Below are 13,090 nucleotides of genomic sequence, written 5' to 3'. Positions count from 1 at the left end.
GCTTCCCATTGTTTAGACCCTCTTTTTGACCTCCCTCTCTCCTTCCATGTCAGTTCCAGTGACCATTTACGATACCACCCTGCGCGACGGCACCCAGGGCACCGGCATTTCCTTCAGCACCCTCGATAAAATCCGCGTCGCTGAAAAGCTCGATGACTTCGGCGTCCACTACATTGAGGGCGGCTGGCCCGGCTCCAATCCCAAGGACGCCGCCTTCTTCCAGGAGGCCGCCAAGCGCACCTGGAAAAACGCCAAGATCACTGCCTTTGGAATGACCCGCCGAGGCAAGGTGAAGGTCGAGGACGACGCCCAGGTCCAGATGCTGCTCGATGCCCAGACCCCTGCCGTCACCATCGTCGGCAAGACCTGGCCCCTCCACGTCACCGAAGTCTTCCAGGTCAGCCTGGAAGAAAACCTCGCCATGATCGCAGACACCGTCGCCTACTTGAAAAAGCATGGCCGTGAGGTGCTCTACGATGCCGAACACTTCTTCGACAGCTTCCGTGAAGATCCCGAATACTCCTTGAAGACCGTCAAGGCCGCCAAGGATGCCGGCGCAGACCTCGTTGTGCTTTGTGAGACCAATGGCGGCGCCCTGCCGGAGTGGGTGGAGGAAGTCACACGCAAGGTCATCGCCCATCTCGGCGGTCCCGTGGGCATCCATACGCACAATGACGGCGGCGTCGGTGTCGCCAATGCGCTCGCCGCAGTCCGTGCCGGGGCCAATCAGGTCCAGGGCACCATCAATGGTTACGGCGAACGTGTGGGGAACTGCAACCTCATCACCGTCATGCCTAACCTTCAGTTGAAAATGGGCTTTGACCTCGGGCTGGACCTCACCCGCCTCCGCGACCTCGCCTTCTTTGTGGATGAGCTGGCCAACGTCCCCCACGACATCCGCGCCCCATACGTCGGCCTCGCCGCCTTCACGCACAAAGGCGGCCTTCATGTCCATGCCGTGCAAAAGCTGGCCCGCACCTACGAGCACGTGGATCCCTCCCTCGTCGGCAATGAGCGCGTCATCACCATCTCCGACATGTCCGGCCAGTCGAACGTCCTCATGAAGGCCGAGGCCATGGGCGTCGCCCTCACCAAAGGCAGCCCCGAGGTTCAGAAGATCCTCGCCACAGTCAAGCACATGGAGAGCGAAGGTTTCGAATTCGAAGCCGCTGAAGCCAGCTTTGAACTCCTCATCCGCAAGCAGCTCGGCCAGCAGACCCGCTGCTTTGATCTCATCGAGTATCACACCACCCATCGTTACCATTCCGGTTCCTCCACCGAGACCACCGAGGCCACGGTGAAGATCCACGTGAACGGCAACGACGAATACACCGTGGATGAAGGCGACGGCCCCGTGAACGCGCTGGACAAAGCCCTGCGCAAGGCCCTGCTGCCGCACTTCCCCGCCATCGCTCAGGTGCGTTTGGAGGACTACAAGGTCCGCATCATCGATAGCGGCAGCGGCACCGCCGCCAAGACCCGCGTCCTCGTCGTCAGCAGTGACGGCACCCGCACCTGGGGCACCGTCGGTGTCTCCACGAACGTCATTGACGCCTCCTGGCAGGCCCTGGTGGACAGCCTGGAACACTACCTCTTCAAGCAGCCCTAAAATCGGTTCGCTCGGAGAAAAGGCAGAGGTATCCCCTCTGCCTTTTTTGTGCCTGCGCGGACTCATTTTGACAGATCGGCTTCCACCCCAGGTCTCATTTGGATGCCCGCTGCCACGCCTCCGCTGCCTCATTCCACTTCTCGAAAAGACCTGCTTAAGGCCGTCGTTGTAGGCCTCGGTTTCCAGCTCTTCCTTCTTCTCCTCAGCTTAGTCATGCTGAATGGTGGCTACTTTACTCAGTGTGTCATCCTGTCCATGGCGGCCTGGTGGGCCATGCTCCTTATCATGGGGCTAGCCCGGCGCAAGGCCACTCTCGGAGACCTCATGGCCATCAGCTTCGGCTTTCTAGTTATCCTCACCCTAATCTTGGTTGGCCGCTTGCTTCTGGGAAAGCTCCTGTCATAGCCCCGCCAGCGTCGCCCGTCCGCGGCGCTTGGTTTCAGGATCATCCTTCTCCCGGTTCGGCATGGCCAGGCCTTTGTTGATGGCCGCCTTGGCCTCCTCCGTCTTGCCCATCTGGGCATACGTACGGCCTAACTCAATGTGGTGCAAAAGACGGTCCGGCTTCAGGGCGATGGCCTTTTTGAAATACGTCACCGCCTCCTCGTTCGTCGCCGCAGGCAGCTCCCCATACACCAGTTGGGCAATGCCCCGTGTCAGGCTGCCCATGCCCGCCAGGGCCTGATGCCAGCGCCCCAGCAGATGCCAGGCGTAGTCATCCTTCGGGTTCAGTTTCGCCGCTTTCTCCGCAGATTCTTTGATCTTCTTGGAGGCCTCTATCTTTCCCCGGTTCCCCAGCAGCGGCGTCATCTTGCCATGCACGATGGCGATGGAAAGGTGCGCATCACTACTCCTGGGGTCGGCCAGCACCGCCCGTTCTGCATAGGCCAGCGCCGTCTGGGCCTCCGCCAACTTTTCGGCATTCGTCTTCAGCCCGTCCATGCGGAAGACATGCTGCCGGGCGATTTTCACCAGCAGCGCCGCATCGTTTGGGTTTTGCTTTTCCGCAGGCAGGTAATATTTCAACGCCTCGTCCGGCTTGAACTCCTGGTCATAGAGGTCGCCTTGGCGGATGAGGTCGTTCGCCTGTCCGTGCACGGCCAGCATCAAAACAGCAAGACTCAGAATGAGGGGGCGTTTCATAAAGTGGGTTAGTTGGGTTTGATGAACCGATAATGGGAGACAATCCACTCCTCGCCGTCGCGGTATCCCCACAGCTCCGCGCAGGCCATGTAAAAGATGCGCCAGTAGGCCCACCATTTCACCGCTTGGTCCTTGCCGTAGGTGTCTGCAAAAAGCGGCATGATCTCCGCCTTGTTCGCGTCCATCTTGGATAGCCAAGCTTCTGAAGTCTTGCTGTAGTGCATGCCGCTCACACACCAGTGATCCTCGATTTTGAGATCATCCTGAAAGTACAGCAGCAGGTCGTCCGACGGCATCTGGCCACCCGTGAAAAAGTATTTCGCCATCCAGTCCTCATCGCTCGTCACCTCATAGTGATACGCGTATTCGCGATGGGTGAAGATGTGAACAAAAAGCTTGCCGCCCGGTTTCAGCCAGGTCGAAACCCGCCGCAGCAGTTCCTGGTAGTTCTTCATGTGCTCGAACATTTCCACCGAGACGCAGCGGTCAAAGACACCCTCGCCCACGCCTTCAAAATGGATCATGTTCGCCGTGATGATGGTCAGGTTGTCCAGCCCTCGCTTTCTCGCCTCAGCATCGATGAATTCCTTCTGCGTGCGTGAGTTGGACACGCTCGTGATCTGCGCCTTCGGGTAGTGTTCCGCCATCCACAGCGAGAGCGAACCCCACCCGCAGCCCAGTTCCAGGATGCGCTGTCCGTCCTTCAGTTCGGCCCGCTCGCAGGTCATCTTCAGCATGATCGCCTCGGACTCGTCAAAGGTCGTGCTAGGCTCCGGCCAGTAGCCGCTGCTGTACTTCAGGTGCTTGCCTAGGCAGAGCTGGTAAAACCGCGTCGGCACCTCGTAGTGCTGCTCATTGGCCTCATCCGTGGCGATGGCCACCGGGCTCTTCTTCAGGCCTTCGATGTGCTTCAGCAGTGCGGCCTTCTGCGCTTCAATCGTGGGCTGCTTCTGCTTGCGCAGCGTGTTGGCCAGCCGTTGGCGGATGCCAAATCGGATAGCCGCATCGGGCAGGATGTCTTTGGCCAGGAGGTCGTTGAGGTTCAGCATGACTTGGAGGGGGTATCGGAAATGCGTTTGTCAGGGGGCATCTGGATTCACTTCTTCGGAAACCAGGGCACAAAGGCGGAGGTGCGCCGCTGATAGTCACGGTACGCATCACCGCGCTTCTCCACCGACAGCTTCTCCGTCAGCGGGATGCCCGTGACGTTTAACAAAAAGTGTAGCATCGCCAGCGGGGCCACGATCGCCGTCCAGCCCCACGCGGCAGGCAGCGCCATGAGAAACAGCCCCCACCACAGCAGCGATTGAAAAAAATAGTTCGGATGCCGGCTGTAATGCCACAGACCCACCTCGCAGATGCCTTTCGAGTCTGTTTGGGTTCTCTTGAAATGCGCCAGTTGTGCATCGGAGATCCCTTCGCCGATCAGGGCCACAAACCAGATCCCCAGCCCCACATACTCCAGTATATGAAAGGGCTCCATGGCCTGCTGGCAGATCAGGTGCACGGGCAGCATCAGCAGCCAAACGAGCACCGCCTGCGCGAGGAAGAACCAAAAGAAAGCTTTCGGTGGATTTGCTTTCCACTTTTCCCTCAGCACCGCATAGCGTACATCCTCCTTCGGATGATGGCTGGCCACCCGTCGCCACAGGTGAATGCCCAGCCGCAGGCTCCACGCTCCCACCAGCACGGCAATGGCCGCCCGGCGCGGCATCCAGCCCTCACCGCTCACCGCATACCAGGCCGCCACAGGCGCAAAGGCCAGCGCCCAGGTGACATCCACAAAGGAGTAGTTGTTCAGTTTTACGCTCAGTGCCCAGGTCAGCACAAAGAGCATCAGGAGAATCAGGGCGGCGATCAACATGGCAGGTTCAGGTGGTGGCCGTCGCCGCTTGGCTGCGCGACTGCCTGAGTTTGTCCAGCCGCTCGATCAGCGGTTTCGTGGTTAAATAGATCGCCGCCAGGATCGCCGGGGCCACCAGGCACCACACCGCGATGCCATACAGCGCCGTCATCCCGTAATCGCGGAAAAACGGCCCGGGCTCCGCGAAGAAACGTTCCATCATCGTCGGGATGTGAATGCTCACATGCGGCGCATGGAACAGCCACTCCCCAGCCCGGTAAAATCCCAGCAGCATCGCCCACTGCAGGGGATAGGCCAGAGTTTTGAATACATGCAGCACCGGTTGGTTCAGCTTCAGCGGGATGCCCACCAGCAAGGCCAGCAGGGTGTTCGATCCAATGATGGGAAACACCCCCACGACCACTCCCCAGCCGATGGCCTGGGCGATCTTGCCGGGGCTCGTGCCTTGCGTCAGTTGCTGCACGATCGGGTTCACCACCCGTCGCCGCCAAAAGGAGGGCCGGGCTTCCGTCATGCCCGTTTCCTCCTCAGCAGCACCGTTTCGATGGACCCGTTTGCAGGCACCCGGAAAAGCTGGATCAGCGCATACACCGCCATCGCAATGTTCCCCAGAAGCAGGATCGCCACCAGCCACAATGCACGCGCTAGCACGGAGGTCTCCTTGTAAACGACCCAGCAGTAAAACGTCAGGAACCCCCAATACGCATCAAACAGGGTCGCGATCCACCACGGGTGGGTCCACGTCTCATACGGGATCTTCCACAGCGGCACCTGCTTGCTCGCCCAGGTCGTGACCGCCAGCATGGAGATCAGGACGACGATGAAAAAGACACGGAGAAAGACGATCATGGGTGGGAAGGGGGATCAGATTGGGACAGCACTCACCATGTCCGGTGCAGGCTGCCATTGTTAGGCCGGGTATACACCGCCTGCACCACACTGATGTTACGTGTGGCAAAGGCCGCCTCGCAGTATTGCAGGTAGAAATTCCACTTCCTCACAAAGGTCTCGTCAAAGCCCAGCGCCTTCACCTCATCCAGCCGCGCATTGAATCGTTCAAACCACAGCCGCAGCGTCTTGGCATACCCGGCCCCCAGATCCTCTAGCCCGTGCAAAAATAGGTCCCCCGTTTTATTGATGGCCCCATTCACCCGCGCCATGCTCAGCAGCAGAGAACCCGGGAAGATGTGTTTCTGGATCCAGTCCACCCCCTGCACCAGATTCTTGTAGCGGCAGTCCGGCACCGTGATCACCTGGAAAGCCAGCAGACCTTCCGGCTTCAGCACTTCATGGCACTTGGCAAAGTAGCCTTCCACATAAGCATCGCCCACTGCCTCCAGCATTTCAATTGAGGCGATCTTGTCAAACTGGCCCGTCACCAGCCGGTAATCCTGCAGGCGGATCTCGATGAGATGGTCCAGCCCCTCCCGCTTCACCCTTTCCGTCGCATACTTGTGTTGCTCCTGCGAGATCGTCACCGCCGTCACCCGGCAGCCATGTTCACGGGCTGCATGCGTACAAAAGCCGCCCCACCCGCAGCCGATCTCCAGCACATGATCCGTGGGCTTCAGCTCCAGCTTCTGGCACAGCGCCTCATACTTGCTGTACTGGGCCTCCTCCAGCGGCTGTCCTTCATGCTCAAACCGGGCCGCCGAATACGTCATCGTTCGGTCCAGCCACAGCGAGTAAAAGTCATTCCCCAGGTCATAATGTTCCGCGATGTTTCGGCGGCTTGTCTTCAGGCTGTTCGGGCGCAGTCGGTGCAGCAGCCGGTTGTAGGTCTTCAGCAGGTTCATCCCCTTTAGCTTGGTCGAGGATGCCCGGCTGCCCTGCGTCTGATGGATGTTTTGGATGAACCAGGCGATCACTCCCGCCACATCCTCCGCATCCCAGTCTCCATGCACATAGGATTCTCCAAAACCGATGTTCCCATACAGCGCACAGTGACGGAAGAACTCCAGATTGTGGATTTTCATCTCCAGCACCTGCGAGGCGTCCCGCTGGCCCAGGCGATGCTCACGCCCGTCAGGTAGCGTCATGGTCAGCGCTCCGGCCGGGAACTGCTTCAGCGTGCTCATCACTAGCCGTTCATAAAAGCCCGCTCCTTGCCAGGTGGTACGTGCGGGTGAGACGACTTCGTCTTCTTCGAGGCTCAGCGTGGTCGAGTTCATGGCTTGATGGGAGAAATGGAGCGGTGGGGGCGGTACACACCGCGTTGCAGTTCGGCTTGGTCCGCTTTCCGGTGAACACGTAGACCCTTAAGCCAAAGGCGGAAAGCATGCCAGTGAATCAGAAAAATCACTCTCAGGGTCAGCAGCGGGTATTTGAAGGCGCAGGCCAGCAGGGCCGCATCGCTCAGGTCCCGGCGTTTGCCGGTCAGGCTCGTCAGCATAACCCGTTCATCCCCGTCCCGGTCATCCACATGGATCTCCAGCCGCTCGGTGGGCAGCCGCAGCTTGAAGTCAAAATTCAGCTCCAGCCCAAAGAACGGCGAGACATAAAAATGCTTCGGCGTGATCAGCCGAAACCGATCCCCCTCCTGCTGCGTCATCACATACGGCTTCTGCTCGTGATACGTGTTGGTCACCTCCGCCACCGCGCAGACCGGCTGTTCATCCGCATCAAAGCAGTAGTAAAAGCACACCGGATTGAAGATGTATCCCAGCACCCTTGGGAAGGTCAGCAGCCGCACCTTGGCGATTGCCGAAGTATCCACCCCGGCTTCACGGGCCACCTGCAGCACATTTTCCCGTGCTCCGGCCTGCCCTTTCACAATGTGGTCCGCATCAAAGAACGAGAAGAGTGCCCAACGGTTCCGTTTGAACAAACGCAAGCCATCCGAAAGCGCATCCAGCTCGTCCAGGTCTAACCAAAGATAAAACAGATTGTAGCTGAAGCGGTGCTCCTTCGGGCTTAGCCGATGGTGCATCACCTCGCATTCATAGATGGCGGATTTTGCGGTCACCACGGCTCCTCCCCCAGAAGGTCACGGCACAGGTTCACCGCAGACATGAAGCCATCCTCGTGAAAACCATAGCGGAACCACGCCCCGCAGTAATACGTCGTCTGGTCTCGCGAGATCCGGTTCAGTTCCGGTAGCCGCTTTTGCGCAGCCGTCGCCTTCACGTCAAACAAAGGATGCTCATAGGCAATGCGGCGGATCACCTTCGCCGGATCAATCGCATCCTCTCCATTGATGCTGACAAAGTAATTCGTCTTTTCAGACACCCCTTGCAGCAGGTTCATCCAGTAGTGCGTGCTCGGCTGGATGGCTCCGCTCTTGTCGAATTCGATGTGGTAGTTCCAGGCCGCCCAGCATTTGCGCGTCGTCGGCAGAAAGCGATCATCTGTGTGCAGCGTCGCCATGTTGGCCTGGTACTTAAAATGCGGCAGCAGCTCCTGCTCCAGCGCCGTCGGCTCGGCCAGCATCCTCAGCGAGGTGGGCGCATGCGTCGCCAGGATCACCTTGTCATAAGTCTCGGGCGCGTGGCCCTTGGCATGGATGATCACCTTGCCCCCCTGCCGCTCGATCTTTTCCACCGGCGTGTTCAGGCGGATGCGGTCCCAGAATGGCGGCACCAGCTTCCGCACATACTGGCGGGATCCGTCCACCACCGTCCACCAGGGGTGCCGTGTCTCCATGCCCAGAAAGCCATGGTTGAACCAAAAGTGCATCAGCGTCCGCGCTGGAAACTCCATCATCAGCTCTGGTGGGGTGGACCACACCGCACTGCCCATGGGGATGACATACAGGTCCAGAAAATCCTGCCCATAGTTCCGCGCCTTCGCATACTCCCGCAGCGTCATGTGCTCGAACTGTGGATCATTCATCGCCGCCACCGTCTCTTCGTTGAAGCGTTTGATCTTCAGCAGAAATTTCCAAAACCTCGGGCTCAGCAGGTTGCTTCGCTGGCCAAAGATCGTGTCCAGGTTCTTGCCATTGTATTCATAGCCCGTCGGCACATGCCGCAGGCTGAAGGACATGTCCGTCCGTTTCGTCTCCACCCCCAGCTCTTTGAACAGACGGCAGAGCAGGGGATAAGTCTGGTGATTGAAGACCATGAACCCCGTATCAATCGGCAGCTCCTGGCCATCCTCGGTCACCGTCACCGTGTTTGTATGCCCTCCGATGTAGTCGGCCGCCTCGTACATCGTCAGGTCATAGAGCTTGTGCAAAAAGTGAGCACAGCCCAGTCCGGAAATACCGGTTCCGATGATGGCGAGGCGGGGAAGTGACATTTGTCGAAGATGGCTGTCTAAATTCCTCAGTTCTTCGACTGGCGAGGCGCGGCGGATTCATCTGGTTTTCATCACCCGCGATAAAAGTACCTGTTCCTGTGATGCGCCGAGCACAGACCATGCTCGCTGCACCGTTGGTTTCAGGGTATTTCCTCTCATGAAGCCGTTCCTCCTTCTCACCCTCGGATTCTCCGGATTCGCCTTGGCAGTCCCGCCGCCTGCCAATGGCATCAAGTCCAGGACCACCCATGCGGAGGCCTACGGTCCCACCCAAAATGCCGTCCAGGTGGATCCCGCTAAAGACCTGCCCCGCTATCCCGCCGTGGAGCCCAAGGACGCCCGCACCACCTGGCAGGTGAAAAAAGGCTTCGATCTGGAACTGGCCACCCATGAACCTCTCGTCCGCGACCCCATCGCCGTCTGCTTTGATGAACGCGGCCGCATGTTCGTCTGCGAAATGATTGATTACTCCGAGATGCGTGACGTCACCCCCCATCTGGGACGCGTCTCCATGCTGGAGGACAAGGACGGCGACGGTTTCTTTGAAACCAGCCATGTTTTTGCCGATAACCTTCCCTGGCCCACCGGACTCATCTGGGCCAATGGCGGCCTCTACGTGGGTGCCACGCCCGATATCTGGCGCTTCGAGGACAAGGATGGTGATGGCAAGGCCGAGGTCCGCGAAAAGGCCTTCAGCGGTTTTGGCACCGGCCTGAAGATCCTCAATGTCCAGGGCCTGATGAACAGCTTTCAGTGGGGCCAGGACAACCGCGTCCACATCCTCGCCGGTGGTGGGAACCGGGGCATCGTCACCTGCCTCAAACGTCCCGACCTGCCCGGCATCGAGATCGGTGGCAAGGACTTCTGGTTTGATCCGCTCACCCATGAGTTCGGTCTTGAGGGCGGCGGTGCCCAGTATGGCATGAGCTTTGACAACTACGGTCGCAAGTTCGGCTGCTCAAATTCAGACCACCTCCAGTACTGGGTCTATGACGGCCGTTATGCCTCCCGGAATCCGCTCTACTCCATGCCCGCCGCACGCAAAAGCATCGCGGTAGATGGCGGCGCGGCCGAGGTCTTCCGCCTCAGCCCGGATGAACCTTGGCGCATCATCCGCACCCGCTGGCGCATCGCCGGGGTCGTCAAAGGTTCGGTCGAGGGCGGGGGCCGCGTTAGCGGTTACTTCACCGGCGCCACCGGCACCACCATCTACCGTGGCGATGCATACGGCCCGGACTTCGTGAACAACAGCTTCAGCGGCGATGCCGGCGGCCAGCTCATCCATCGCAAACAGATCCGTTATGCCGACAACGGCATTGACCTCCTGGGCGAACGTCCCGCCGATGAACATGGTTACGAATTCGCCGCCAGCAAGGACACCTGGGTGCGCGTGGTCAATTTTGCCAATGCCCCCGATGGCCACCTCTACATCTGCGACATGTATCGCGAAGTCATCGAGCACCCCTGGAGCGTGCCCGATGAGATCAAGAAACACCTCGACCTCAACAGTGGCAATGATCGTGGCCGCATCTGGAGAATAACCAAAAGTGGCGAAACAAAGGCTGCCCCCTACCGCACCCGTCCTGCCTTGGACAAAGCCAGTCTGGAAGAGTTGGTGGCCGCCCTCGCCCATCCCAATGGCTGGCACCGCGATACTGCCGCCCGGCTCCTCTATGAGCGTCAGGACAAGGCCGCCGTGGCCCTTCTAGAAAAAGACCTCGCAGAGCTCAAGGAACCTCTCGCCGTCATCCATCGGCTCAATGCCCTTCAGGGTCTCAAGTCCCTCCGCCCGGATACCCTCATGATCGCTTTGAACAACGACGACGCTCATGTCCGCGAGCACGCCATCTTCCTGGCCGAGCCCCTTCTTCAGGCTGCATCATCCCCAGAGGCCCTTTGGCAGAAGCTGCTTACCTTGACGGCAGATCCGAGTGCTCGTGTCCGCTTCCAGCTCGCCCTCACCCTCGGCCAAGTTTCCCATTCAGGGCAAGCTCAGGCCCTCGCCTCCATCGCTCCTCGCGAGGACTGGCTCCGTCATGCCCTCCTTTCCGCCCCGCCGGAACAGGCCTTCGCGGTCTATCAGACCCGCTCCTCCGGCAAGACGGAAACTGACGAAGCCCTGTCCCTGGGCCTCATTGAAACCATCGCCGCCCGCAACAATACAAAGGAAGTGACGGCCCTCATCCAGTCTCTCGGGGCCTCGCCATCCCCCAAAGCCATTCGTGCCCTGGCCGAAGGTCTTCGCCGCTCCGGCACCACCCTTGAGGCCGTGGATAAAGAGAAAAAACTCACCCCCGCCTTTGCCGCCGCCACCGAGACCGTGGCCAATCTGAAAGCTTCCGACAAAGACCGCCTCGCCGCCATGGAACTGGTGGCCCTTTCCCGCCCCGCCTCCGCCATCCCCAGCTTGCAGGTCTGCTTGGCCGCAGGCCAGTCGGAAGCCCTGCAGGCTGCTGCCATCCGCTATCTCGCCACCTTCAGCCAGCCAGAGGTCACGCAGGCTCTCATCACCTCCTGGCCTCACCTCGCCTCCCAGGCCCGCACCGCTGCCCTGGCAGCCCTCGTTTCCCGCGATGATCGCGCCACGGCTCTGCTGACGGCCCTGGGTAAAACCGAAGGCGCTCCCACAGCGGCAGATCTCTCCGCCTCCCAGGTCCAGGATCTCGCCAAGCATAAAAATGGCAAAGTGGCCGCTCTCGCCCGCACCGCCCTGGCCACCGTCATTCCTCCATCGCGTGAGGAAGTGGTGAAGAAATTCCAGGCGGCCCTCTCCCTCAAAGGCGACGCCACCGCAGGCGGTGCCGTTTTCATGTCCCGCTGTCTCGCCTGCCACGTGGCCAACGGGCAGGGGATTGAGGTCGGTCCCAATGTCACCACCGTGAAAACCCGTGGCAAAGACGGCCTCCTCACCGCCATTGTCGAGCCGCATAAGGAAGTCGCCTCCCAATACATCGCCTACACCGTCAATACCAAAGACGGCCAGACCCTCAGCGGCATCATCGCCAAGGACGACGCCAGCAGCATGACGCTCAAAATGATGGGCGGGGCCGAAATCACCGTCCAGCGTTCCAACATCCTCGGCAGCAGTTCCTCCGGCCAAAGCCTCATGCCAGAAGGCCTGGAGCAGGGGATGACCGAGCAGGACATGGCCGATCTCATCAGCTTCATCGAGGCCGTTGAATAGCCATCCGCCTCCAGGAGGCTTCGTTCAGAACATCGCGCCTCAATTTGACCTCCCCGCTGCGCTGCCCATCTTGGAAGGATGAATCTTTCCATCCGCCCGCGCCGCAACCGCCAGTCTCCCGCCATCCGGGACATGGTGCGCGAAACCGTGCTCACCCCCGGAAACCTGATCTACCCGCTCTTCCTTCAGGAAGGCGATGAAAACACCCCCATCAGCGCCATGCCCGGCTGCCAGCGCTGGTGCCTGGCAGATCTCGTCCAGGAGGCGGGTGAAGCCCACGCCCTCGGCATTCCCGGTGTCGTTCTGTTTCCCCGCATCCCCGATGAGCTGAAAACTCCCGGTGCCGAGGAATGCTACAATGATGATGGCCTCGTCCCTCGCGCCATCCGTGCGCTCAAGGCCGCCCACCCCACGCTCATGGTCATCACCGATGTGGCCCTGGATCCCTACAACAGCGACGGCCACGATGGCCTCGTCGCTGCCGATGGCCGCATCCTCAATGACGAAACCGTCGCAGTCCTCTGCCAGCAGGCCCTCTGCCATGCCCGCGCCGGGGCAGACATCGTGGCTCCCAGCGACATGATGGATGGCCGTGTTGCTGCCCTCCGTGCAGCCCTGGACCATGCCGACTTCACCCAGGTCTCCATCATGAGCTACACCGCCAAGTACGCCAGCGCCTACTATGGCCCCTTCCGTGGTGCGCTTGATTCCGCCCCCAAGGCGGGCGACAAAAAGACCTATCAGATGGACCCCGCCAACACCATCGAGGCCCTTCGTGAAGCCGCCCTCGATGAATCCGAAGGGGCCGACATCCTCATGGTCAAGCCCGCAGGACCTTACCTCGACATCATCGCCCGTATCCGTGATGCCAGCACCCTTCCCATCGCCGCCTATCAGGTCAGTGGCGAGTATCTCATGATCAAGGCTGGAGCCGCCGCAGGCTGGCTTGATGAGGACAAAGTGGCCATGGAATCCCTCCTCGGCATCCGCCGTGCCGGGGCCAACATGATCCTAACCTACTTTGCCAAAAAGATCGCCGCCGTCCTGTAAT

The 13,090-nt window shown here is 60.0% G+C and carries 12 protein-coding genes; 4 read left to right on the top strand and 8 right to left on the bottom strand.

Features of this window, described 5'->3' with window-relative positions; translation table 11 throughout:
- Positions 1 to 46: 46 nt before the first annotated feature.
- Both cimA and ABEB25_RS15120 read left to right on the top strand, forming a co-directional pair.
- Entirely contained in the window at positions 47 to 1,609 is a 1,563-nt protein-coding gene (cimA, locus tag ABEB25_RS15125) for a citramalate synthase (protein WP_345737256.1), read from the top strand.
- A gap of 102 nt (positions 1,610 to 1,711) precedes the next feature.
- Positions 1,712 to 2,014: a hypothetical protein gene (locus ABEB25_RS15120; RefSeq protein WP_345737255.1), complete on the top strand. Its 303-nt coding sequence runs from the start codon at positions 1,712 to 1,714 to the stop codon at positions 2,012 to 2,014.
- Here ABEB25_RS15120 and ABEB25_RS15115 read toward each other — a convergent pair.
- From ABEB25_RS15115 to ABEB25_RS15080, 8 genes are read right to left on the bottom strand one after another with little or no spacing between them, the layout of a single operon-like run.
- Positions 2,009 to 2,752 carry a tetratricopeptide repeat protein gene (locus ABEB25_RS15115; RefSeq protein ID WP_345737254.1) on the bottom strand — a complete coding sequence of 248 codons (744 nt, stop codon included), beginning with the start codon at positions 2,750 to 2,752 and terminating at the stop codon, positions 2,009 to 2,011. The two genes, ABEB25_RS15120 and ABEB25_RS15115, sit on opposite strands and share 6 nt — an antisense overlap.
- A gap of 8 nt (positions 2,753 to 2,760) precedes the next feature.
- Positions 2,761 to 3,801, bottom strand: a complete 1,041-nt coding sequence (locus tag ABEB25_RS15110; protein ID WP_345737253.1) for an SAM-dependent methyltransferase — start codon at positions 3,799 to 3,801, stop codon at positions 2,761 to 2,763.
- A gap of 47 nt (positions 3,802 to 3,848) precedes the next feature.
- On the bottom strand, positions 3,849 to 4,616 hold the full coding sequence (locus ABEB25_RS15105; RefSeq protein WP_345737252.1) for a DUF1295 domain-containing protein: 768 nt from the start codon (positions 4,614 to 4,616) through the stop codon (positions 3,849 to 3,851).
- A gap of 7 nt (positions 4,617 to 4,623) precedes the next feature.
- Complete coding sequence (locus ABEB25_RS15100; protein WP_345737251.1) at positions 4,624 to 5,130, bottom strand: DUF2062 domain-containing protein; 507 nt, start codon at positions 5,128 to 5,130, stop codon at positions 4,624 to 4,626.
- Positions 5,127 to 5,465, bottom strand: coding sequence for a DUF1475 family protein (locus ABEB25_RS15095; protein ID WP_345737250.1), 339 nt, complete (start codon positions 5,463 to 5,465; stop codon positions 5,127 to 5,129). The genes ABEB25_RS15100 and ABEB25_RS15095 overlap by 4 nt, the downstream gene beginning before the upstream one ends.
- A gap of 32 nt (positions 5,466 to 5,497) precedes the next feature.
- A complete protein-coding gene (locus ABEB25_RS15090) occupies positions 5,498 to 6,787 on the bottom strand; it encodes a class I SAM-dependent methyltransferase (RefSeq protein WP_345737249.1) in 1,290 nt (429 codons plus the stop codon).
- Positions 6,784 to 7,581, bottom strand: coding sequence for a DUF1365 domain-containing protein (locus ABEB25_RS15085; RefSeq protein WP_345737248.1), 798 nt, complete (start codon positions 7,579 to 7,581; stop codon positions 6,784 to 6,786). Before ABEB25_RS15085 ends, ABEB25_RS15090 begins: the two co-directional genes overlap by 4 nt.
- Complete coding sequence (locus ABEB25_RS15080; RefSeq protein WP_345737247.1) at positions 7,578 to 8,855, bottom strand: NAD(P)/FAD-dependent oxidoreductase; 1,278 nt, start codon at positions 8,853 to 8,855, stop codon at positions 7,578 to 7,580. The genes ABEB25_RS15085 and ABEB25_RS15080 overlap by 4 nt, the downstream gene beginning before the upstream one ends.
- Before the next feature lie 157 nt (positions 8,856 to 9,012).
- Between ABEB25_RS15080 and ABEB25_RS15075 the strand changes: the two genes are divergently transcribed.
- Together ABEB25_RS15075 and hemB are read left to right on the top strand one after the other, a co-directional pair.
- The gene (locus ABEB25_RS15075) at positions 9,013 to 12,039 is read left to right on the top strand and encodes a PVC-type heme-binding CxxCH protein (protein WP_345737246.1); all 3,027 of its coding nucleotides are present in this window, start codon (positions 9,013 to 9,015) and stop codon (positions 12,037 to 12,039) included.
- Positions 12,040 to 12,117: 78 nt separating this feature from the next.
- Entirely contained in the window at positions 12,118 to 13,089 is a 972-nt protein-coding gene (hemB, locus tag ABEB25_RS15070) for a porphobilinogen synthase (RefSeq protein WP_345737245.1), read from the top strand.
- Position 13,090 lies beyond the last annotated feature (1 nt).

This window comes from Prosthecobacter algae (assembly GCF_039542385.1).
Taxonomy (GTDB): Bacteria; Verrucomicrobiota; Verrucomicrobiia; order Verrucomicrobiales; family Verrucomicrobiaceae; genus Prosthecobacter; species Prosthecobacter algae.
This window is presented reverse-complemented; position numbering and strand designations above follow the sequence as displayed.